We start from the raw sequence: 24,103 nt of genomic DNA, 5'->3' as shown, positions 1-24,103 counted from the left end.
AGGCAGGTTCTTCTGTTACCAGCAATGCAAAAAAGTTATCTCACTACCTATTATCCTATAAAAAATACAATGGTTTCTTACAATACACACTGGTAAAGGGCTTCTTAAATTCATTGATGTAAGGTTATAGCAAACTGGCTAATATGATGAATGGCTAATACATCAATAATCACCAAGTCACAACTATCCATGTACATCTGAAACGATTATTTATAAGTTTATTTTTCAGATAGCTCACACTTCAGTAAATTAAGCTTTTCACATAAGTCATCAATATAGCCACTAAAAAACTTTAATGAATCATGCGTTTCGATTTTTTCAGTGTCCAATTTTTGGTCAGAACGAAAACTCATTTCTTCTTGTGCCCACGAAGTTAAAAAATCGTATATTGTTTGTTCTTCGTCAGTCAATACAGAGGGAGGTATTTGCTTACTTCTGATTGATTGCAAAGAAGTAAACTCTATAAAATGCAAAGCTCTATATAGGTTTGTTAACATCGAGAATGAATCAGCGGCCAAGGACTCATATCTACCAAGCCTGTTTCTCTCCCACACATTAGCCTCCGGGGAAAGTATGCTTAACGAATCGATAACTCCCTTAAATCTTGCTAATGGATAAGCATGTCCATTTAAGGAGCTTCTGTGTTCCCATATTTTTAAGATCAACTCAACGGTTTGCTGCTGATATTTTTCTTTTTTTTCTGCGTCTTTTTCACGTTCAACACGATCCATCATTTCGGCTAAATGATGTGACATCCACTTTCCCAATGTGTCGCAACTATCGGAGAAACCCAGCTCTGTCGCTAGGTGGTGCCCAAGTACCAATACGTCCTTCAGTGGTAAAGATTTCTCCAGTTCTTCTGAAAAGGTAGAGTCTTGCGTATCGCGCTTCTTTTTCGGACTCTTTGTTATATTCTGTAATTCCATCTTTAGTTACTCTGCGTGTTATTTCGACCTCAAGGATTAGATCAAAGTCAACTTTATCAAGATATTGCTTTAGGTGATGTAGTGATATTTTTAGGCTATGCCCATTGGAAATAACATCTTCACCATATATGTATTCTCTTTGTCGGGAGCCATCTCTTACATCACCCCATGCTTCATAATGAAATACTCTGCTTCCATTAGTGGAATTAATCCAGCTAACGGGGTAGATGTCCGACTGGCGTAATTCCAGTATTTTAATGACATTTTCAGACGGCGTTGCTTCTATTAAGCGGACACCATGATTAAATACATCCTTTTCATCTAAGCGTGCATCACCAGAGTGTTCACGAAGCCAACCACGTAATATAAATGGACCATCGTCAATCTCAAATTCATTGTCAGCAGGTGGTAGACTGTAATCCCAAGAGTCACGGGAAGTTTGAAGTGCCCGAAGCAATGACAATCCTGTATCTGGGCTAACAAGGGAAGAGGATATTCTCACACTGGAGCGATGATTGCTGGTGCGAATATCATGATTTGAATTCACAATCAGATTATTATCTTCAGAAGTTAAACCAAGTTCCAACTCAAAATCATTGGCGGTTATTGTTGCGACCCAATCTTCTGCCTCGACGGCAGGAGGAAGATGAAAACGTGTTTCTAGTGGTGTTGGACAGCGAAGATCACTTGACCAGTGCGGTGGTTGAGTTAACCCCTCTCGTTTCAAAAAGCCGTTTAGCGTTCCATAATCGTCATCATCGTATTCAGGCTTTGCAAGTGCATTTTCTGTCATCAGAGAGCCTAAACTACACCACATGGCGTGCCACTCCAGGTAATAACTATGACGCTCTATAGTCGGCATTGAACCGTGGCTGTGGCTGTATAGAGTGTAGTTAGCGTTTTGAAATTTATGCTTTCTTGGTTCATTTTCCCAGATTGATAAATCTGTGCCGCTATTCCAGCGCTCCATGATCCAAGCTTCCGCCTCATCAAGAAACATTTCTTCGTCAACATCAGCAAAACACTCTATCGCGCTGGGATATACATATCGAAGAGTATCTAACGAATCAAAACTAAATCTTCTATCTTTATCACCTTCGTGAAATCCTCCACGGGAAATCCTACGCTTAGATTTTTCTGCAACTAAATCAGAGGTATTAATACTGCGTACCTTTAAAATTTCCTGCTCATCAAAATCAATAAAATTGTTTTTAAGAAGCTTCATTAAACAGGATTTAGCAAAATGGCGTATCAACACGTGCGGGAAATCTTGGTCAGTAGCAACACTCAATAACCAGTATGCGACAGGTACAATGGCTTCCGGCACCTCAGATGCAATTCGATCAAAGGTAACAATGAGCCAAAGACGTGCTGACATCCAATAAAAAGGTACATTATCTTCGCGATAACCGTGCATGGATTTACGATCATACAGTGCGGTTAATGCCACAATTGCCTTAAAATCTCCCATTCTGACTGATGCCCTAATACTATGCGCTGCTCGCCACCTCACCCTGGTATCCACATCACCTAAGAGCGAGTATAGTTGGCAGGCTAATGCTGATTCAGTTGAACACTCAGACTCAATTTTATTCGCCGGAAGTTTTAACCGTGTAGTTAGTCGCTGGACATAACGAGTGGTGACATCTGCAATTTGTTCCTCGCTGCAATAATCCGTCAGCAGCCTGACCACCGAATATAACTTGGGCAGGGGCAAATGTTCAGAATTTTTTTCCAGACCATCCAGCAATAAGCTAACCGTTTCTTCTCTGTTTAAGTTAAGGCTATGAATAACATCTTTCAGCATTTGCTTGTCGTAGCCATAATTTTCACCATAAGAAAATTGGCCCAAATGATTAGCAATTAAGATTGGCAGGTTTTCCTTTTTCCAAGCAGATATGGCGTGAGATGACCCTATCCATAGGTTAATGCAGTCAATTAACGTTTTAGCCCATGTATAGCCAAGATCATCAATTACGTGCTCATCGGTCAAGAAATCCAGAAAGGCAATACGATATTTTGACTCCAAACGACTGATTACAGATCTCAATATGTCATCGCTGGTAATATAAAAATCTTCACCTCTAGCATCTTTTCGCTTGGCGTGAATTGAATTCATAAAATCGGAAGGTGATTCAAAGGAAATTTCCGCCAATTTTATACCTTCAAGGAACTCGCGCTCCTTTAACTTCCTGGTTGTCGAATCAAGTTTGCCATTGCTAGTTTTAGACTTGGTACTTTTTTTGGTATGTGATTTAAATTCAACCAATTGATTAAGTGCTGAATGCCAATATTCATTACTATCGGTATATGGAACTAGCTCATTTAACTCCTGACATACTTTGGAGCTATCGCTTCTGTTGAATCTCAATAACTCAGCTTTTGCAATTTCCTCTACCAATTGACTGGCATCTTGAACACTTGTAACTGAGGCTAGTTTAGCCACAAGCTCCTCATTCAAATCATCACAGAAATTGAGCAAAGATGCAGCCTGCGCAGAGCTAATAGTTCCTTCTGAAATACCCGTAGACATCAACGCAGAAAGAGTTTCGCTTGCTTGAACTAAATCACAATCTTCCCAATACCCGATAAGGCTGATTGCTTTCGGCATATCCAATATAGCAACAGCAGAAATTGCATCATTCCAAGGAAAATGATCATAGCCATCAAGAAGAGTGCCGTACTCCGTTATTATTGCAGCCATTTGACTTGCTATTTGCTGCGAATCTGAGAGCGAAAAGTGGTTTTTAGCATTTTTGGATAACGCTGAAAAAAGAGCCACGTCATGCATAGCATCGACATCAACGTCATTAGCGATATCAACCGCTATTTTAAATACTTCTCTGGCTTCGTCCTTATCCACAAACAGCAATATTCTGGACAAATCCAAAAGAATGCTGATTTTTTCTTTTGCTGCTGTTTTTAGATCTTTTACTTCAACTGAGCGATCGTAAATATCCTTGACAACTAGAGACCTCAGCTCTGGTATTTTTATTAGATTTGCAATAACTTTACGCTGACCAGAAGAAAAAACAGATGGCCATTGTTTAAACGCTCCCTTAGCCAGGGTTAGCACTATGTTCATATCGATATCAGGCACAACTGACAGCTTGGCTAACGATAAAGAAAGGTGACTACATAAGGATTCAAAATAGTGCTCCCCAGACATCCTCCAGGAATTTGCAAACAAAGAACCCAGTGCAGACTTAACTTTTTCCTCAGCATTTTCTGGCAAGATATTGGACAGCAAAACATCCGCTCTAACAGCATAAACAGATATTAAACCTGACAGGTTTTCCTTTATCTCTTTATGCTTTTCCGATAGTTTTTGCTTTTTCTTATTTTTTTCGTCCTCATTAAGATCTTCAGGTATAAGTGAATCAATCCAATAAGACTCTATTGTGACGTTGAGGCCACGATGACGCATTAACAAAGAGTAAGCTCTAAAAGCGACATCGTTTTTAAGAATATCGTGTATGTAGATGTTATTGGCCAACCGCCAATTATCAGGGCATAGATATTCAAGTATTGGCTCAACTGAGGATAAATTCACTCCATTAGAAGCCAAAATTTCACAACCACTAAGTAACACTTCCGCGTAGCTAAAACTGTTTGAGTCTTCAGAGGTGTGCCTTTCTAGCTCTTTTAGGTCGCAATATTTCAATATATCCTTGTTGCACAATGACTTTTCAAGAGAGGCGCAATCGATACCATGGCCGGCAAGCGCCAAAGGTATTTTGAACAATGATGACCAAGGCTCTGGAATACAACCACTATCCAAAAACTCTTGAACTGTGACTACCTTGCCCGATAACAACAGGCGATCCAATAATCTGATCGCGATTTTGTATTGGTTGCCAGCTACAAATGAACTTGTATGCAGCCTGGTAACCCTCTATATCCAACACTGAATGAGCAACAGCAGTAATATCCTCAAGCTCTAATGGCCACGCATTTATATGTTGGTACCGACGATCGCTGTGTTCGGATTTTTGTCGTTCAATATCTTCACTTCTCCGATTCATCCATTCACGAAGAATGCGTTTCTTTTCGCGGGCAGCGATAAAATCGCTATCGGTTGCATCTCGGGCAACAATATGCGACAAGAACCTACCATGGCTTTCATATGTTTTTGACGAGTAAAGTATATTTCTGCCTACAGTATCAGACGCAAAATGGACAGATAAATCTGGGTTTTCAGCGATAATTTTGTTTACGGCGTCATCTGTTTTTATCGCCTCAGCACCAACTAACAAGGTAAATATTGCATCTGCTTGCTCGCCTGCTGACCGGCACACTTTCATTGCGAGCTGTAACCGCTGACGTTGCACTTCTCGGCGAATTATTTGGTCTTTTATAGCTTTTGGTGCTTCATTTTCCTCAATGATTCTTATGATTTCTTGGCCTTGCCCAGCTGAAAATAGCGCTGAAGCCAAGTGCATGGCCGAATACTCGTCACTTTCATGATTGGCACTGAAATGTGCTGCTGAACGCTTATAAGCTTCCAAAAGCCTTGGTTGCGCTTTCTCTCTGACAAAGAATTCAACATCCTCATCAAGAAACCCTACTTTATCTTCAAGAACACGCATTCCGGGAAGGTCGGAAACAATATCATTAACCCTTTCTATTGATATCCCCACAACACTAGCTAAATGCTGCTTTGGAACTGGTGCAGGTAATGCTACTAACGATGAGCAAACAAGAGACAAGGTGTCAGAATTACCCTCCTTCAAAATAGCCTCTTCAAAGCGGGCTTCAAAGATTTGTTCCAACCCTTTTCCATTGGGCCTTAAAAATTCAATCGCTTTGCCCGCATCTGATTCTGCATAGTCAAATGCGTAACTTTGCACTCTTGGATTTCGGTTAGATAAATTATGAAAATCTTCTATCCATGCTTTGGCTGCATGGGGAAATCGATTTAATACATTGATCTCTGTTTCTTCCAATGTGAAGTTAGAAATTTCTACTGAGTTGTATTTAGATGGAATAGATAAGGAATCTAAACGTCCAGTTCTTGCAGAAATCATCAATCTAACATTAGCTGGCAGATTTCCGATTTTAATCAGTTCATGAACGAAACTGATTTCTTCTGGCTTACACTGCTTTGCACCCGTTACAGAATTATCCGCAGCATCAATAACGATAACCAATAATGCATTAGCTTCTTGTGCCTCTAAAACTTTACTTGCACTTTCGATTCTTAAAGCAAAAGCCTTAATAAAATCTACAGAAGTATCCTGGCTAATCAACAAAGATAATCGCAATCGAGCCGAGGTTTCATTGATTAATTGCAGGTAGGCATCTTTGGGTCTATGTCGATAGGCTTCACTATCCATATAAGTGCCAGCGCCATAACAGTCATATGTAATCATGACTGAGCCCTCAGGTAACAAATTTTCAACCTGTTTTAGTACGGTCGTTTTTCCACTACCGCCTTCTCCATGCAGGCATATAAATTGATCGCTATTGACCATGGCAGTTTGTATCGCAACAGCAGCATTTCTGTTAATAGGATTTTCTGCTACTTTGAGCCTTGGAGGGCATGGGAATAGAGCTCGAGGGTCAGACACATTCATCCATGTCAACACTGTTTCCCTTGTTATATAACTTCCTGTAGCCTCCGGCAGCATCAGCTTATGAATACGATCTTTCAAATCCAGCACAAACCCCCAGTCAGCACTCAGTGTAAGAGCTAGAATCTCATTAATCGCGCTTTCTTCCTGCTCAAAGCGAGAACCAGTACCACAGTCAGAAAAGTCGAAGAGTTTAATAAATTTCTTGAAATTTGTTTTGTTAAGGCCACTAGCAACTCTTAGTGTTTCATGCTTTTTGTAACTAAAATCGGAAAGCGCTTTTTGAAGGTCTTTACCAATAGGGCGATTACTGACTAGCCTGATTGTTAACTCACCAGCACCAATCATGTCTGGCCTAGCTTTTAATATTGCAGTAAATGAATCAGCAAGCCCCTTAATAATACTGTTATTTGAAGATTTCGATTTAGAGCTTGTTAGTTCCGAAACAGTCCAATTTTTTTCAGGTGTTGATGCAGAGTACTTTAGCTGCTCAATGACAACCTTTTCAGCTTGCTTTATAGTATGGCCACCATAAAATAAGCCACAATCAACAGAGTCCCATTCCGTTAACTCCGGAGAATTTTCATCATCAAGATTTACGCCTTCAACTGTAACAGCAACCAACGATGTGTCAGGTTCGAGTAATTGTAATGCTAGACGAAGTGCCCACCATTCATGAAAATCATCGCCAGTGTTTGAGGCTCTGGCACCTAAATATTCTGGTTTCATATAATGTAAGCTTCTTTTAAATCCCTGTAAAGATGTCTACTGGGCGCACTTTCCTCTTAATAAGACCGAGGACACAACAGACCAACACACAAACTCACAATAGCATGAACAAAAGCTATTAATAAATTTTAATTAGTTGTAGTTTCATGCTACTAAAGATAAAAATAAATATTAGCTTATTAGATACTTAATCCCAAACCACTTCGTTCAATTCCTGTAAAGCCATAAATCGGAACCCCGCAAGCGGGGGCCCCTTGCTTCGCAACCCTTCGGGCGATTTCTAGCTTGACTGGCTTTTCTCTGCGTAGTCTGTGTTGGCCATGAGGTATGGCGCGCCTTTAGGCGACAAGCGCCTAAAACTTACCAACCTCATAGCGAAAGGGGCTTCTATGAAATCTATGGACTTTATAAACAGGGCTAAAAAAGTAGAATTTGCTGATATAGCAAGGTAGGCAAAGCCGGTTGAACGTACTACTCTTATTGCGTAATTGTAAGCAAATATAGCAGCGCTTAGAACTATTACTAAAGCTTTGTTAAAGGAAAGCTTGTTTGTTGATTTCACCTAAATCGAAATTTAATAGAGCCCTATGTAGTTCTTTATCGAACCCCTAGATGCTGAAATGAGGTTGTATTATTAGATAGTTAATAAAAAAAGTTGCTATACTTTAAAGTAGCACAGAGGTAGCACAGGGTATTTACTTGGAAAGCTTTGAAAAGTGGTGGCCCCTCCCAGACTCGAACTGGGGACCTAACGATTATGAGTCGTGTGCTCTAACCAACTGAGCTAAGGGGCCATTTTGTATTAGCTTATGTTTTTAAAAAACAAAGCTAAATTTTTGAAGCGTTTAACCACCTAAGCGACTAAAGCGGGTTGCAGTATAAAAAGTTTTTACTGGCTTGTCACTAGCAAAAACCTTTATTTTAACAATCAATAAGCTAACTGCTTAAATAGTAGTCGCAAAAAGCTTTTATTGGTGACTAAAGCCATTCACACGAGTACTTGTATCATGTAGGAACGACTTTAGTCGCGAATGTTTTATCTTGTTCGTACCGATTCACAAACAAGATAAAAAACGCTACGCTAAAGTTAGCGCTAAATAGCTGCCAACGCTTTGTTTTATAATGCTTACTAACTCTTTATCCATATATTGGTATTCATCAGCAATATCTAATACTTGAATATCTTTATAAGTTAATAAATGTCCAAATTGCGCTTTAAGTCTATTTTTGTGTTTTTGCTCCATAACAAATATGACATCAGCCCACTGCATCATTTTGGCATTTGCCGTTTTCTTTGCATTAGGGCTGGTGCCTGCTGAGCTAACAGCGAGCTCTGGGTGATTTTTCCATACTTGTTCAGCCGTTGGGCTTCGCCACTGATTACGACTACAAATAAAAAGTACATTTGTCACTTTATGTTCCTTCATTAACTATGCACTCCTTTATTAACTGAGCAGTCATGTTTTAAAGCAAACTTTTCACCAGTGAATGTTTTTACAGGGTTACCACGTTCAACTTCCCAGTGCTGTTGCCAACGTGCTGTTTCTTGCTGAGTCATTTTGTCTAATGCTACTTGCTCTAATTTTTGAAACAACAACACTCTTGCTAAACGCTTATTGGCATGTTGACTGCGCTCACTCTCAACACGTACCGAAATACCCGTTGCTGTGTGGGTGGCTCTTACCGCTGAATCAGTAGTATTAACATGTTGACCGCCAGCGCCAGACGCGCGACATGTTTGAAAAGTTACGCCTTTATCAAGCCTACTTTCATCAATATCGAACAGTTGCCCGCTAAAAAACCAGTTTTTACGTTTATGCTTAGGCCGATACTGACTTTGACATACCCACAACATAGTACCTTGCCATGACTGAGCTAATTGCTTAGCCGCGCTATTGGCTGTTGAATCAAGTTGCAATAAAACCGACTTTAAACATTCTCGTTCGGTTGCGCTAATAGCCTCAACAATCTCGAGTTCTATGCCTTGTGCGAGGCATTGTTTTTTAATCATTTTTAACGCTAAACTTACAGCTTTACAGCACTCAATAGGTCCTTGCCCTGCTGATAATTGCAGTAATATCATGATCAACAACCTCCATTTGTTTTGAAGGTTAAAACTGGTCGTAACTTAGCGACCACCTCTATTAACCCTGCATCAACCATGTCACTTATAACCGTTTCGCACTTTTTGTATGCTTGTGGGGCTTCGTCGTATAGCAATTCTTTATTACCACAAATAACTCTGCTGCCTAACGCTGTACGATATAAATCTTCGCGCTTATATTTATGACCTAATCGGCCATGGCATTCACCGCGCTGCCATTTTCGCCCCGCGCCGTGTGCAAGTGAAAATAAACTGGTATTGATACTTTCCTGCACTGTTAGATCATTACCACTTAACTCTGTAAATACAGGTTTTACAAGATAACTGTAATCGCCACGAGAGCCTGGGATCACTACATAGCCTTTATCACTCGGTGTAGCACCTTTTCTGTGTAACCAGCCATCGCAACCGTTAATATTTTTAGCCGATACTAAATTATGGTTAATATCTAAGGTACACTCACCATTGGCTCGTATAGCCTCTAAAAACCGCTTAGCGATCAACTCACGATTAAGCTCTGCAAAGCGCACCGCTTCATCATGCTTGCTCATGTAATCTTTAAAGTCAGCTTCACTTTCACATAATCCATCATGATTATGGCCCGCTATATGTTCAACCAATATCGATTGCCCTAAACCTCGCGAGCCTGAATGAACCAATAATTGAAGATGCTTTTTACTTAGCCCTAACTCATCTAAAGCACTTTGATTGTATATCTCATCAATCGCTTGAAACTCGGCAAAATGATTACCTCCACCAATGGTACCCAAGGCACTATCATAACCCTTGGTAGTAATATTTTTTGCCGCTTTGCTACTTTCTATGATTGAGGACCAGCTTTCGTCGAGTGGCAGCTCAATATCTGTAAATTTTTTGGCTAGTTTATCTAGATTTACTTTTGCTACTTTTGCTGTGGTTTGCCACAGCGCCATACCACAGCCAATATCGTTACCCACTAATGCAGGGTAAATTTTGTTGGTAGTGAAAAATGCAGCCCCGATAGGATACCCTCTACCTGGGTGTAAATCAGGCATACCCGCAACGCGTTGCATACCATTTAGCTCTGATGTTTTGATCAATTGCTGTATCGCCAGCCCCTCAATCCACGTATCAGCAGACGCAATAAGGCTAACTTTATCAGTTATTTTTTGGACGGATTTGCCCATAATACCAATTCCTTTTTCTTTGTTAGAAAAATAGGATTAAAACGAAATACGAATTGGCAGGTCTGGATCTATTTTGAAATCAAACGAAAGGAACGCGTTTAAACGCAATGTTTACCTAAATGTACTTAATATATAAAAGCGTGTTTAAGTAACAAGTTTCTTATCGGATAAGACCTGCAAAGGATGTTGATGTCATTGTCATAGTATTTTCTCCTTCACAGTTAGTTGATGAATCCAACACTTAGGGTAAGTGCTGAACAATTGAACGAGCGCATGTTAATCAGTTTTTGAACATAAAGCAAACTAAAATTATGGCGTGTTTTATGTACTCCTATATTTTATATATATGTTGTTACACGAGTATTTGCCCGCAGTAGATATTTTAACTTACATACATGTTCTGTAAAACGAAGTGATTCAACAAGAAAACAAGGATAAAAGTAACCATTAACTAGTTAGTAGGAAATTTTGCGATTAACTCAGGTACTATGTTGAGGTAAGGGTATAAGTTCTTCTTTGAGCTGAATTGGTTAACTCCATGTTTGTCAAAATAGCTGTCTTAACAAAATTTGTGCCAGCTCTTTTTTATTTCTAATAACTTCCGCACAGTAGTCACTTTTTATCTAACCATTTGTTCATTGCTTGATCGTAGGCGTCGGTTACTTTTGTTTTAGCACAAGTGGTGCCTACTAAGTAACTATCTGGTAGGTCACTTTTTGGCATTACACCAGCTCCTATCGATACCTTTTTAAAGCAGTTATCTCCGAGGCGATAGATAGTTAATTGCATGCTTTGCTTTTCAACTTTTAATGGGTCTATGCTGGTTTGCTGGTGCTCCTTTGGCACAGTAATACGCAGTGGTTGTGCTAAAGCTTGTGACGTTGGAGGTGTTGATGGGAATGTATTTTGCTGTTGCTTTAGTATGCTCTTTAAACCTAATTTAAGGTCTATTTTTTTATAGCTGTTAGAGTCTGTTTGTGCCTTGGGCGTTACAGGCTTTATTGTTTTTTTAATTTTTACAATCGTGTTTGCAGCAGGAATAATTGGTTTTTCAAGCTTTTTCAACAGCGTGGCTTCGTCGTGCTGGTTGCTCTTCTTTTCTATTGTAGGCAATGACTTAGGCAACGCCATACTAACCATGTATGCTTTAATTGGGGGAGTGTCTGTCACTATTAATTTTGGGGTTTTAACACTCATTAATATTGAAAAAATTATCCCGTGGAGCAGTAATGAAATAATAAAAGGCCAGCGCCACGTTGTCACAATATTTGTTCCCTAAACAATAAGTGTTCCCTATAACACTAATTTAATATGACCACATAGACGCTGCAAAGTTCCTAACATTAACACTATGTTATTATTTTTCTTAGCATTGACCAAATATTCAAACTCTTGTTTGAAAATGGATGTAATAAGAATTATGCAACTGCTCATTATCAATAACCTTAAATCAGCTAGAGAAAATGAGCATGTTGTAGCATATCTCACTACGGGCAAACTTTATTGTCTCTGCACAAGCTAACAATACTGCCCTGCTGCGAAGCCGCAGCTCCACGCGTATTGAAAATTATAGCCGCCTAGCCAACCGGTTACGTCGGTTACTTCACCAATAAAGTACAGCCCTTGGGCTTTTTTCGCTTCAAAGGTTTTTGAGCTAAGTTCGTCGGTGTCTATACCGCCTAGAGTTACTTCCGCTGTGCGGTAACCTTCGGTGCCGTTGGGTTTAATTTGCCAGTTATGAATGTAATTAGCTAGCTCGTCAATTTGGCTATGGGTGAGCTGATTTACATTGCAATCTGGAATAGCTTTACTCTCATGCAGTATTTCAATAAAGCGTTTTGGCAAAATAGTCGCTAGGCTATTTTTTAATGATTTTTGTGCTTGGGTTTCTCGCCATGTTGCTAATTGCTCTGTTAAATCAAGCTCTGGTAACAGGTTTATAGTCACTGCTTGCCCTGCTCGCCAAAATGAGCTGATTTGTAATATAGCGGGGCCTGATAAACCACGGTGAGTAAATAGGATGTTTTCTTTAAAACTTGTGCCGTCTTCACTGCTGACGATACATGGCACGCTAATACCCGATAACCCTTCAAAGCGGTCCTTATCATGTTGGTGCAAGGTAAATGGTACAAGTGCTGCCATGGTCGGTAATACTTTTAAGCCAAATTGCTCAGCAATTTTATACCCTATTGGTGTTGCGCCTAGTTTTGGCATGGTTAAGCCACCAGCGGCAACAACGAGTGACTCACAGCTGTATGACTGTTGTTCTGTGATCACGAGATAGCCAGTAGCGGTTTTTTCAACGCTAAGCACTTCGTTACGCAGCGCAACATTAACACCCGCCCACTCGCACTCAGTTAGCAAAATATCAACGATATCTTGTGCGCTATTGTCGCAAAATAACTGCCCAAGGGTTTTATGGTGATACGCCAAACCGTGTCGGTCCGCCAGCTCAATAAAATCATGTTGGGTATAACGGCTCAAACACGATTTTACAAAGTGCGGGTTACCACATAAATAGTTTTCAGGGCTGGCGTTTTCATTGGTGAAATTACAGCGTCCGCCGCCGCTGATGAGAATTTTACGACCAGACTTTTTGCCCATATCAAGCACTGTAACACTGCGGCCACGGTATCCTGCTTGTGCTGCACACATTAAACCTGCGGCTCCGGCACCGATCACTATTACATCTACTTGGGTCATTTGTTCATCTCATGAGGAAATTTTTGCAATTGTAGCAAATTTAAAAGTACAAACTGAGCGGTATTTCACTATTTTATTATTAACAACAAAGTGTGAAAAAATAAATGTTCACCTCACCAGCCTACAAATTAATTAATACTTTATAACCACTATAGCAGCATAATAAAAGTCATAAAATCGTATTTAGCCATATAAACATCCCGATATAACTAAAATAGAGACATTAATAATAAAACGTTATTTTAACTATTTTAACAGATCATTTACTTTTGTTCCCCTTCACAACAATTCATCGTGAAGCTTAATAACAATCTAGGGATAATTATGACAACAAGAAAAACATTTAAAAAATGCGCTGTAGCGCTTACTGTGAGCGCGATATTTGCAGCGACATCAAGCATGGCAAATCCTAGCGAAGCAATGACACCATCTATTGCTGACATAACAACAAAACTACAAAGCCAAGCTCCTCTCGGTACACGTTTTATCATCAAATATAAAAATAACGCTGATGAAATGAGCACAATGTCGGCTACTGAAACTAGCCCACAAATGATGAATAAAAAGGCCCAAGGCTTTGTTAAAAACTTTACCAGTAAAAAAGGAAAAGTTAAGGCGCAATATATCCGTGCAATGGCATTGGACAATCATCATGTTATGCGTGCAAATAAAAAACTAAGCGCTGACGAAGCCCAACAATATATGCAAGAAGTAATGGCTTCAGGCAATGTTGAATATATTGAAATCGACCAGATGTTAAAACCATTTGCAACGCCTAACGATCCTCGTTATGACGACCAATGGCATTACTATGAGCAAGCTGGCGGGTTAAACCTTCCAACTGCATGGGATACCGCAACAGGTAGCGGTGTAACAGTGGCAGTATTAGATACTGGTTATCGTCCACACATTGATCTTAATGCCAATATTTTACCTGGCTACGATATGATTTCGGATACATTTGTCGCAAATGACGGTGGCGCACGCGATAGTGATGCACGCGATCCAGGTGATGCAGTATCTACCGGTGAGTGTGGTAATAATAACAGTGCACAAGGTTCAAGCTGGCACGGAACCCATGTTGCAGGTACTGTTGCAGCCGTTACGAATAATGGCGAAGGTGTTGCTGGTGTTGCTTATGATGCTAAAGTTGTTCCGGTACGCGTACTTGGTAAATGTGGTGGTTTAACATCTGATATTGCCGACGGCATTATTTGGGCTTCAGGCGGATCAGTTTCTGGCGTACCAGCTAATGCTAATCCTGCTGATGTCATCAACATGAGTTTGGGTGGCAGCGGCTCTTGTAGCTCAACAACACAAAACGCGATTAACCAAGCACGTAATAACGGCACTGTAATTGTCATTGCCGCAGGTAATGATAACGACAATGCTAACAACTATAACCCTGGTAACTGTAATGGCGTAGTAAATGTTGCATCGGTTGGTCGTAATGGTGGTCGAGCTTACTACTCAAACTATGGTACATCTATCGATGTTGCAGCACCTGGTGGTGCGCAAAGCTTTGCTAATGATTCAGAAGGTGTTTTATCTACACATAACTCAGGTTCATCAAGCCCTTCTAGTGACAGCTATCATTACTCACAAGGTACATCGATGGCAGCACCTCATGTTGCTGGTGTTGCTGCTCTTATTAAACAAGCAAAGCCAACTGCAACGCCTGATGAAATTGAAAGCATATTAAAATCAAGCACTCGCTCATTCCCTGCCACATGCAATAACTGTGGTACTGGTATTGTTGACGCTGCAGCCGCAGTTGCTGCTGCAAGCGGTGGTACTACACCACCGGTTGGCGGCAATGAGTTACTTGATGGCCAAGCTCAAACGGGCCTAAGTGGCGCTGCGAGTAGTGATACTTTTTATACAATGACTGTACCAAGTGGCGCAAGTAATGTGACTTTCACTATGAGTGGCGGAACGGGAGATGCTGACTTATATGTACGCTCAGGTAGTAAACCCACTACATCAACTTATGATTGTCGCCCTTATAAAGGAGGTAACAGCGAAGAGTGCTCTATAGATAACCCAACTGCTGGCACATACCATGTAATGGTACGTGGTTACTCGACTTACTCAGGCGTTAGTTTAGTGGGTAATTTAACAACCTCTGGTAGTAGCGGTAATCCACAAGCTGGCGGTGGCACAATCGCAGATATTACGGCGAACGCTGGGCAATGGAAACATTATACCCTTGATGTTCCAGCAGGAATGGCAAGCTTTACCGTAACAACGTCTGGTGGCTCAGGTGATGCAGATTTATTTGTTAAGTTTGGCAGCCAACCAACAAGCTCTAGCTATGATTGCCGCCCATATAAAAACGGTAACGCAGAGACATGTACGTTTAGCAATCCACAAGCGGGCACTTGGCACATGAGTGTGAATGCTTATAAAACCTTTGCCGGTTTAACGCTTGACGCACAATACCAGCCTTAGTTAGCAATAAGGCATAGGGTTTGTATTAAACCCTATGCCTATAAGTGCTATTTGCCAGTTCCCTTGGTAACTTTGGCCGAACGAAAGTTCGGCTTTTTTAGCTCTTTTTAAAGCTTTTCAAGTACCGCTTCTGCGCGACTTACTGCAAACTCTTTATCTTGTTCAACAAATAAACCTGTGACTTGCTGATCTTCAACAATCATCGCATAACGCGTTGAGCGTACACCACCAAATGCAGCAGTGTCTTTATCTAAACCAAGTGCTTTGGTAAAGCTAGCATCGCCATCGGCAAGCATCTCGATTGCTTGAGCATTATGTTGCTCACCCCATGCTTTCATTACAAACGCATCGTTTACTGATACACAGTAAATAGCGTCAACGCCTTTGGCTCTTATTTTATCTGCTAGAGTAATAAATTCAGGTAAATGTGCATTTGAACACGTAGGTGTAAACGCGCCTGGCACTGCAAATAACACCACTTTTTTACCTGCAAAAAGTGTTTCATTGGTAAGTGTTTGCATACCGTCGTCAGTAAGCTGTGTAAGACTAACGGCTGGTAATGTTTGACCTTGAGAAATCATGATATTTCCTTTTAAAGTGATGAGTTTTGAACAACACCAAAATAGCACAAAAGCGCAACCAACCCTAACATCGAGTTGCGAGTAATTGTCCCTTTGCAAGCAAGATTACAATCCTAAACTACTGCGAATAGTATGCATTTGCTGCTGTAAACGCTGATGAATATCAGCCACTAATAAACTAGATTCACTCACCTGCCCTTTCATACTTTGCATTGACTGGCTGAAGTTTTCTAACAATGAGTTTTGCTGCTTTGCCAACTCCATTGCATCAAAAGCGACTTTGTTAGCATCCTGTGCATTATGAGCTACCCCTTCGGAGTTTCGTTTCAGCTCTTGGGCATTATCGGTTTGCAATTGAGCATCATCAGCTAATGCTGATATTTGCGTTGACACCATAGTTGAGTTTTCACTCAATAGATTGAGCTGGTTATTAATATCACTCAGCGAACCTTGTGTTTGCCGAGCTAACTTGCGCACTTCATCTGCAACCACAGCAAAACCACGGCCATGTTCACCTGCGCGCGCTGATTCGATCGCAGCATTGAGTGCCAGCAAATTAGTTTGATCTGCAATATTGCGGATCACTTCAATAACTTTCCCTACATCTTGTACACCACTGAGCAACTCTTGCAAGCTATGTAAACCATGCTCCACCCGCTGTTGTGTATTTGAGCTAGCACTGAGCATGTTTTGGGCAAACCCTAAACTTTGCTCCATTGCTGAAAACGTATGCTTGGCGTTATCTGCTACTTTGCCGTTTATATCGTTTACTTGCTCACCAATATGTTGAATATCAGCCAATAATTCTTGATTTTGTTCAACTTGATGATGACTGGCATCTGTTTGCTGACTTATCGTATGTAGATGCTCGCTCATTTCTTGCATAAAATCGTTAATCACCTTGAGCATTTGTGCACGCTCTTCAGCCTCTAACCGTTGACGCTCAATTAACTGGTTAAAGTAACTAGCTATTTCACCAACTTCTGTTTTTGAGTTACTACTTTCAATATTTTTTAATTCGTTACTTTCGATTAAAAATGCAAAGCCATCACGTAGTTGACGAAGCGGGGTTAATACTTGATTTCGCTGTACAAAGTAAACACCAACAGCCAATACAACCAACATGCCAATGGCAATGCAAAACACTACGAATACTCGCTGCTTTAACGTACCTTGCTGAATTTTAAGTTGCTGCTCAGCATTTATCACCGTGTCAGAAAGTGTACTGATCTGTTTGCGCAGAGCCTGTATGCCTGTTTGACGCTGCTGAGCTTGTGCAATGGTGTTCTCTAAATCACGTGGGTAGCGGTTCGGCCAGCTTCTTAGCTCTGCCTTAATTTCACCGGCTAAATCTTCGGCTTCTTCATCTATAAACAAACTATCTTCATCAACTTCACTCATAACGCCCAAGTTTTCAAGCTCGTCAATCTGCTTTGCTAAACGGTTTAAGTTAGCAATACTTTGTTGTAAGTTGGTTTGTGTGTCTTGATCAAAACTAAGCATTAGCTGATAAGTAAACAACGACAAATTTGTCACTTCGCGGTAGTAATCACTGGCAAGCTGATAATAAGCCTGCGCGTTAGTATTTTGTTGCCCTGCTTTGTTAGCATAACCAATCAAGGAAGATGCTGAGCCCGCCATTTGCCTAAGTGCATTATCAAGCAATGCTGTTTCATTACCTGAAAGTTTACCTAAAGCACGATACTTACCTTTTATATCAGTATCGAGTTGGCTTAATTGCAGATCTAACTGTTGTTTTAAATCAATTGGTAAAATGGCAAGTTGGGTGTCTTTTACTTGGCTAATTAAATCCGACGCTTTCCCTAAATACTGACTATCGCCCTGTGCTAAGTAATCTTCTAGTAAGCCTTTTAAATCAACAAGTATTTTATTTTTTAATTGATTATAAGATTGGTCTTGTTGTTCGAGTTTAACTAAGGTTTGACTTGCCCAGTACAAGGTTCCGCCTAACAGCAGGCTAGCCAATGCCAGCAAAATAGCCAGCAACCGAGTGAATGATGACACGCGCATGAAATTAAATTCCTTTGGGTAACTGCGCGTACACTATTAACTATTTATGACAATTTAATGAAAGCCGATATGAAACACTTATAACTTTATAGGAACAAAAATAAAAAATACGAATAAAGCCTCACACCATGGCGGCTTTGACATACACATCAAAGCGATTCTTTTTGGTTTTAATCTGCATGCTAGGCGTCTGATTATTTAAAAATGGTGCGTAATCAGGCCGCTTAACAACCACTCGCTTACTAGCCAGTGGGTAGGCAAATGCGAGTAAGTCATCAGCATCATTATCTGCGCCAACCAAGTCTTGAAACACCCGCATTTCTTTTTTAACCAGTGCTGACTTTTCACGGTGTGGAAACATTGGATCCAAATAAACCACATCTGGCATACTTTCGCATTGCGCGAGTAAGGTATGACTGGAGCCAAACACTAGGCTCATGTTTTGCTTCATCCACGGACCAATTTCATTATCGCTATAAGCACGTTGCAAACCATCATAAAGTAATGCTGCAACAACCGGATGGCGCTCATGTAAAATCACTTTACAACCCAGCGATGCTAACACAAAACCATCACGGCCAAGCCCTGCGGTCGCATCTAGAACAACGGGGGTCGCTCCTTTATTTAAACCAACCGCTTTGGCGATAGACTGTCCTTTACCGCCACCGAATTTACGACGGTGAGCAACAGCCCCAGTTACAAAGTCAACGCTAATAGCGCCAAGTTTTGGTTCATCGGTTTTTCGTAAGCTTAAGCCTTGATCATCATAATGAAGTGAAAAGCCTTCGCTTTGTGCCGCCCACTCAGCGAGCCCAAAACGCAGCTCAATTTCATTAAGATAAGGACGTACTTCTTTAAAAGGACACTGTATAACCAAAATAAACTCCGACCGTGAATAGCTCGCGAAGTATATCAACTGCTAAGCGCCATAGCACTAAAATAGCTCAATATCCGTTTGCGAAGTAACGTCTTGAGTGTGCTCCGGCGTAGCAATTTTACTCAGGCTATCGATCAATTCGCTGCGCGATTCAATAATGTGATTGAGCTGATGCTTAATAAAAGCCAAGTCATCATTCAAGATAGTTAACTGTAATTGTGTTTGCTCTAATTGCTCAACCTGCAATGCCAACGCTTGGTTCGCAGCAAAAGTGGGATCTTGCTGCATAAGTGCACGTAATTCAGATAACTGAGTTGTCAATTTTGCTACTGCTTCTTCGCGCGCCTCGCTACTGACAAATAATTGCGAAGAAAGCTCATTAAAAGCATTACCAACCGCATGCGCTTGAGCCAGTGCTTTTTCGTTTACTTCCATATCTTGGATTTTGGCATTGGTTACTTCCAAAATATGCGGGAATAAATCTTTATAGCGGCCATACAACACAACATCATCTAAAGGCATATTTTTAATTAAAATAGACACTTTCGGGTAATTAACAATAGTATGACTACTAAAATCAACAAAGCGATTAGAATAACGGTGCTTTTCTAATAACTCTTGCTCTAACGGACAAACACCACCGTCATCAGTGCACACAACCCCTACATCTTGATACCAAAAAGCCACAACTACATCGAGATTTAACGGTCGGAAGAATTCAAAAAAATGGGCCGATAATGATTGCACATCATGGGCGTGATAGGTTTGCCCTACATAACGCATTATGCGACCCATATCGCCGGAGTCAGTCATGGCTATTTCAGCGGTGATCTGCGCGCGCTCTACATCATTTTTTAACTTAATAGAATGCTGACGATATTGATACAACACCCGAATACGCGCCATTAATTCCTCGGTATTAAAGGGCTTTACAATGTAATCGGCAGCACCGGCATTATAACCTTTAACACGTTCTGGTAATTCGCTTTTACCCGACAAAAACATTACTGGGGTATCTTTGGTTTGCTCATTATTTTTCAGCTCACGACACACTTCGTAGCCCGTTTTACCGGGCATTTCAACATCCAATAAAATAATGTCAGGGCTATATTTATAAGCTTGCCTTAAACCTTCTTCGCCATTTTTAGCATGAATTAACTGACAAAACCCCGCTAATGATTCCTCTATTACACGATGAACATATTTATCATCATCAATCGCCAGTACCAGTTTTGTCATGCCCAATTCCTTTTTATTAATTACTTAAAAAAGCATAGTACGGAGCCCTGATTTTGCGACAATTTATTACTCTAAATAGTAAAAAAGCGCCAAACGGCGCTTTTCAAGATTAAATATACGTAGTGCTTAAGCTGCAATACCACTGTGGCGCAATAGTGCATCGACACTTGGCTCACGACCACGGAAGTTTTTAAACAACTCCATTGGCTCTTCACTGCCGCCTTTTTCTAAAATATGCTGCATAAAGGCTTGCCCAGTTTCTGGGTTAAAAATACCTTCTTCTTCAAATTTGGAAAACGCATCAGCTGAGAGCACTTCGGCCCATTTATACGAATAATAACCTGCGCTATAGCCACCAGCAAAGATATGGCTAAAACCATGTTGAAAACGGTTAAACTCTGGTGCTTTAACAACTGATGTATGGCTACGTACTTCATCTAAACGCGCTTGAATTTGGCATTCTTCACCCGCTTGATAATCGTTGTGAATTCTAAAATCAAATAACGAGAACTCGATTTGACGCAGCATTTGCATGCCTGAGTTATAGTTTTTAGCTGCTAGTAGTTTATCCAATAACTCTTTAGGCAATGACTCGCCCGTTTCATAGTGACCTGAAATAAAGTTAAGTGCTTCTTCTTCATAACACCAGTTTTCTAAAAACTGACTTGGCAGCTCAACGGCATCCCATGCAACACCATTAATACCCGCAACTGGCGCGGCATCAACTTGAGTTAGCATATGGTGAATACCATGGCCAAACTCATGGAATAAAGTGGTGACTTCATTATGAGTAAACAGTGCAGGCTTATCGCCTACCGCTTTATTAAAGTTACACACTAAATACGCTACAGGCGTTTGTAACTCGCCATTGGCGCGTACTTTGCGACCCATGCAGTCATCCATCCACGCGCCACCGCGTTTGTGATCACGCGCGTATAAATCAAGATAAAAACGGCCACGCAGGGTATTGCTACTGTCGTAAATTTCAAAAAAGCGTACATCTTTATGGTAACTATCAATGTCTTTTAACTCTTTAACACTAATACCAAATAAACGATTTACTGTTTCAAACAAGCCGCTTAGTACTTTATCTGCGGGGAAATACGGGCGCAGTACTTCGTCTGATATTGCGTATTTCTCTTGCTTAAGCTTTTCACCGTAATAACCATAATCCCACGCAGCGAGTTGCTCAATGCCATGTTTTTCTTTGGCGTAAGCTTGCAGCTCAGCGAGCTCTTGCTCAGCTTGTGGTTTAGATTTAGCGGCTAAGTCTTCTAAAAATGAGAATACTTGCTCTGGCGTTTCAGCCATTTTAGTGGCTAATGATTTTTCAGCATAACTGGCAAAACCTAATAGTTGCGCAATTTCATGACGCAGCGCGAGTTCTTCACTCATGATCTCAGAGTTATCAAACTGACCAGCGTGTGGGCCTTGATCAGATGCGCGTGTTGCAAATGCCGTATACGTCTCTTCGCGTAATTCACGGTTATCAGCATAAGTCATGATCGGTAAGTAAGACGGGAAATCAAGGGTAAATACCCAGCCGTCCAATTCTTTGCTTGCTGCTGTATCTGCCGCTAACGCTAACGCCGACTCAGGTAAACCTGCGAGTTCGCTTTCATCAGTAATGTGCTTTTGCCAAGCCAATGTGGCATCCATCACGTTATTGCCAAATTTAGCCGCAAGTTCTGATAAACGTGCGCTGATCTCGCCGTAGCGCTTTTGCTGCTCAGGCGCCAAGGCGATGCCCGATAATTCAAAGCTACGCAATGCATTAGTAATCGTTTTTTGTTCTGCCGTACTTAACGTTTTAAACTCATCACTGTTGTGTAGTGCGTTGTAGGCTTCATACAACCCTTGGTGTTGACCAACAAAGGTTGAATACTCTGAGATAAGTGGTAAACATTGTTCGTACGCTTCACGTAATTCATCGCTATTAACTACGGAGTTCATATGCGATACCGGAGAAAACATTCGCGATAATTTATCGTCAACTTCTTCAAGAGGTAACACTAAGTCCTGCCAAGTGAATGATTTATTAGCCAGCACTTCGTCTATTTTAGCGCGGCATTCGCTAATACCCGCTTTTAGCGCCGGCACAACATGCTCTGGCTTAATTTTTGAAAACGGTGGTAAGCCTTCAAGGCCTATTAGTGGGTTATTTTGTAAATCGCTCATGTTAGCTCTCAAATCGTTTCGAATATGATTTTTAAGTTGGGGCGTACGTCTCGAAATACAAGGGGCTTTTAACGGGTCTGCCATGTGTTATTATCAGAGAAATACGTTTTATATAAACTTGAGGACTAAAGATGGCTCAGCATTTTGATTACATTGCGATTGGCGGCGGCAGCGGCGGGATAGCGTCAGCTAACCGTGCAGCAATGCGTGGCGCGAAAGTGGCACTAATTGAAGCAAAACATATGGGTGGAACCTGTGTAAATGTAGGTTGTGTACCAAAAAAAGTAATGTGGCATGGCGCTCAAGTTGCTGAAGCAATTAACTTATACGCCCCTGATTACGGCTTTAATGTTGAAGTAAAAGAATTCAACTGGAGTAAACTAGTAGAAAGCCGTGAAGCCTATATTGGCCGCATTCATAAAGGTTACGATAATGGCCTTGCTAAAAACGGCGTAACAGTTATTAAAGGCTTTGCTAAATTTGTTGACAGTAAAACAGTCGAAGTAGACGGCGAGCACTACACCGCCGATCATATTTTAGTGGCCGTAGGCGGTCGCCCTAGCATTCCAAATATCCCAGGTGCTGAACACGGCATCGATTCAAATGGCTTTTTTGAGCTGAATGAACAACCAAAACGCGTTGCCGTTGTTGGTGCCGGTTATATCGCGGTAGAGATTGCCGGTGTACTACATAGCCTAGGTACAGAAACCCATTTATTTGTTCGTAAAAATAAACCACTGCGCACCTTTGACCCATACATCATCGACACCCTTGTTGATATTATGGCCAAAGAAGGCCCGACGCTGCATACCGAATGCTTACCAAAAGAAGTAGTTAAAGAAAGCGATGGCAGCTTAACTATCCACTTTGAAAATGGCTACAGTCAAAATGTTGATCAAGTCATTTGGGCCATTGGCCGTACACCGACGACTGATAAGATTAATTTAGTCGCAGCGGGTGTTGAAGTAAACGAAGGCGGTTACGTTAAGGTAGACGAGTACCAAAATACTACGGCTAAAAATGTTTATGCTGTGGGTGATATCATCGAAGGCGGTATAGAGCTTACCCCTGTTGCAGTAAAAGCAGGCCGTACTTTATCAGAGCGTTTGTTCAATAAAGACCTGCCAGATGATTTAAAAATGGATTACAGCTTAGTTCCTACCGTGGTATTTAGCCACCCGCCAATTGGTACCATTGGTTTAACTGAGCAAGAAGCAATTTCGCAGTACGGCAACGAGAACGTAAAAGTGTATAAATCAAGCTTTGCTGCTATGTACACTGCGGTTACTCAGCACCGCCAAGCATGTAACATGATGCTAGTGTGCGCAGGCCCTGACGAGAAAGTTGTAGGCTTACACGGCTTAGGTTTTGCTGTTGATGAAATGATCCAAGGCTTTGCCGTGGCCATGAAAATGGGCGCAACCAAAGCAGATTTTGATGCCGTTGTTGCACTGCACCCAACTGGCTCAGAAGAGTTTGTTACTATGAGATAAGCTTCGAGCTTCGGGCTTCGGGCTTCGAGCTTCGGGCTTCGGGCTTCGGGCT

At 41.1% G+C, this 24,103-nt stretch carries 15 protein-coding genes and 1 tRNA gene; 2 read left to right on the top strand and 14 right to left on the bottom strand.

Features of this window, described 5'->3' with window-relative positions; translation table 11 throughout:
• Window positions 1-218: 218 nt before the first annotated feature.
• The 9 genes from H5158_RS18665 to H5158_RS18630 form a co-directional block, all read right to left on the bottom strand.
• A complete protein-coding gene (locus H5158_RS18665) occupies window positions 219-755 on the bottom strand; it encodes a hypothetical protein (RefSeq protein ID WP_182740619.1) in 537 nt (178 codons plus the stop codon).
• A gap of 22 nt (window positions 756-777) precedes the next feature.
• Window positions 778-4,743: a hypothetical protein gene (locus tag H5158_RS23150; protein ID WP_220491359.1), complete on the bottom strand. Its 3,966-nt coding sequence runs from the start codon at window positions 4,741-4,743 to the stop codon at window positions 778-780.
• Window positions 4,700-7,228: an ATP-binding protein gene (locus H5158_RS23145; RefSeq protein ID WP_220491358.1), complete on the bottom strand. Its 2,529-nt coding sequence runs from the start codon at window positions 7,226-7,228 to the stop codon at window positions 4,700-4,702. Before H5158_RS23145 ends, H5158_RS23150 begins: the two co-directional genes overlap by 44 nt.
• Window positions 7,229-7,945: 717 nt before the next feature.
• Window positions 7,946-8,022, bottom strand: a tRNA-Ile gene (locus H5158_RS18655).
• Window positions 8,023-8,304: 282 nt separating this feature from the next.
• Window positions 8,305-8,640, bottom strand: coding sequence for a low molecular weight protein tyrosine phosphatase family protein (locus H5158_RS18650; RefSeq protein WP_259399463.1), 336 nt, complete (start codon window positions 8,638-8,640; stop codon window positions 8,305-8,307).
• 14 nt (window positions 8,641-8,654) lie between these two features.
• Window positions 8,655-9,311, bottom strand: a complete 657-nt coding sequence (gene prfH, locus H5158_RS18645) for a peptide chain release factor H (RefSeq protein ID WP_182740617.1) — start codon at window positions 9,309-9,311, stop codon at window positions 8,655-8,657.
• 2 nt (window positions 9,312-9,313) lie between these two features.
• The gene (locus H5158_RS18640; protein WP_182719246.1) at window positions 9,314-10,498 is read right to left on the bottom strand and encodes an RNA ligase RtcB family protein; all 1,185 of its coding nucleotides are present in this window, start codon (window positions 10,496-10,498) and stop codon (window positions 9,314-9,316) included.
• 612 nt (window positions 10,499-11,110) lie between these two features.
• On the bottom strand, window positions 11,111-11,695 hold the full coding sequence (locus H5158_RS18635) for a hypothetical protein (protein WP_259399462.1): 585 nt from the start codon (window positions 11,693-11,695) through the stop codon (window positions 11,111-11,113).
• Between the two features lie 321 nt (window positions 11,696-12,016).
• Window positions 12,017-13,201: an NAD(P)/FAD-dependent oxidoreductase gene (locus H5158_RS18630; RefSeq protein WP_149982665.1), complete on the bottom strand. Its 1,185-nt coding sequence runs from the start codon at window positions 13,199-13,201 to the stop codon at window positions 12,017-12,019.
• 324 nt (window positions 13,202-13,525) lie between these two features.
• Between H5158_RS18630 and H5158_RS18625 the strand changes: the two genes are divergently transcribed.
• Window positions 13,526-15,652, top strand: coding sequence for a S8 family peptidase (locus H5158_RS18625; protein ID WP_182740615.1), 2,127 nt, complete (start codon window positions 13,526-13,528; stop codon window positions 15,650-15,652).
• Between the two features lie 107 nt (window positions 15,653-15,759).
• Here H5158_RS18625 and H5158_RS18620 read toward each other — a convergent pair whose 3' ends face one another.
• The 5 genes from H5158_RS18620 to prlC form a co-directional block, all read right to left on the bottom strand.
• Entirely contained in the window at window positions 15,760-16,233 is a 474-nt protein-coding gene (locus tag H5158_RS18620) for a peroxiredoxin (RefSeq protein ID WP_182719249.1), read from the bottom strand.
• 105 nt (window positions 16,234-16,338) lie between these two features.
• Window positions 16,339-18,264 carry a methyl-accepting chemotaxis protein gene (locus H5158_RS18615; protein ID WP_182740614.1) on the bottom strand — a complete coding sequence of 642 codons (1,926 nt, stop codon included), beginning with the start codon at window positions 18,262-18,264 and terminating at the stop codon, window positions 16,339-16,341.
• 121 nt (window positions 18,265-18,385) lie between these two features.
• The gene (locus tag H5158_RS18610) at window positions 18,386-19,141 is read right to left on the bottom strand and encodes a class I SAM-dependent methyltransferase (protein WP_145238699.1); all 756 of its coding nucleotides are present in this window, start codon (window positions 19,139-19,141) and stop codon (window positions 18,386-18,388) included.
• A gap of 57 nt (window positions 19,142-19,198) precedes the next feature.
• Window positions 19,199-20,380, bottom strand: coding sequence for a response regulator transcription factor (locus H5158_RS18605; RefSeq protein WP_182740613.1), 1,182 nt, complete (start codon window positions 20,378-20,380; stop codon window positions 19,199-19,201).
• A 126-nt stretch (window positions 20,381-20,506) separates the two neighbouring features.
• A complete protein-coding gene (gene prlC / locus H5158_RS18600) occupies window positions 20,507-22,558 on the bottom strand; it encodes an oligopeptidase A (protein WP_145238693.1) in 2,052 nt (683 codons plus the stop codon).
• A gap of 131 nt (window positions 22,559-22,689) precedes the next feature.
• On the opposite strand from prlC, the gene gorA reads away from it, so the two are divergent.
• Complete coding sequence (gene gorA, locus H5158_RS18595) at window positions 22,690-24,051, top strand: glutathione-disulfide reductase (protein ID WP_182740612.1); 1,362 nt, start codon at window positions 22,690-22,692, stop codon at window positions 24,049-24,051.
• Window positions 24,052-24,103 lie beyond the last annotated feature (52 nt).

It is taken from the genome of Pseudoalteromonas sp. SR45-6, from assembly GCF_014163545.1.
GTDB lineage: Bacteria > Pseudomonadota > Gammaproteobacteria > Enterobacterales > Alteromonadaceae > Pseudoalteromonas > Pseudoalteromonas rhizosphaerae.
Note: the sequence above shows the minus strand (reverse complement) of the source record. Positions and strands in the feature narration are given on the sequence as shown.

Bases quoted from the DNA above. Each gene is read 5' to 3' on its own strand.
- H5158_RS18665 (WP_182740619.1), bottom strand. From the start codon at position 755: ATGTCACATCATTTAGCCGAAATGATGGATCGTGTTGAACGTGAAAAA.
- H5158_RS23145 (WP_220491358.1), bottom strand. From the start codon at position 7,228: ATGAAACCAGAATATTTAGGTGCCAGAGCCTCAAACACTGGCGATGAT.
- prfH (WP_182740617.1), bottom strand. From the start codon at position 9,311: ATGATATTACTGCAATTATCAGCAGGGCAAGGACCTATTGAGTGCTGT.
- H5158_RS18640 (WP_182719246.1), bottom strand. From the start codon at position 10,498: ATGGGCAAATCCGTCCAAAAAATAACTGATAAAGTTAGCCTTATTGCG.
- H5158_RS18635 (WP_259399462.1), bottom strand. From the start codon at position 11,695: ATGAGTGTTAAAACCCCAAAATTAATAGTGACAGACACTCCCCCAATT.
- H5158_RS18630 (WP_149982665.1), bottom strand. From the start codon at position 13,201: ATGACCCAAGTAGATGTAATAGTGATCGGTGCCGGAGCCGCAGGTTTA.
- H5158_RS18625 (WP_182740615.1), top strand. From the start codon at position 13,526: ATGACAACAAGAAAAACATTTAAAAAATGCGCTGTAGCGCTTACTGTG.
- H5158_RS18620 (WP_182719249.1), bottom strand. From the start codon at position 16,233: ATGATTTCTCAAGGTCAAACATTACCAGCCGTTAGTCTTACACAGCTT.
- H5158_RS18615 (WP_182740614.1), bottom strand. From the start codon at position 18,264: ATGCGCGTGTCATCATTCACTCGGTTGCTGGCTATTTTGCTGGCATTG.
- H5158_RS18605 (WP_182740613.1), bottom strand. From the start codon at position 20,380: ATGACAAAACTGGTACTGGCGATTGATGATGATAAATATGTTCATCGT.
- prlC (WP_145238693.1), bottom strand. From the start codon at position 22,558: ATGAGCGATTTACAAAATAACCCACTAATAGGCCTTGAAGGCTTACCA.
- gorA (WP_182740612.1), top strand. From the start codon at position 22,690: ATGGCTCAGCATTTTGATTACATTGCGATTGGCGGCGGCAGCGGCGGG.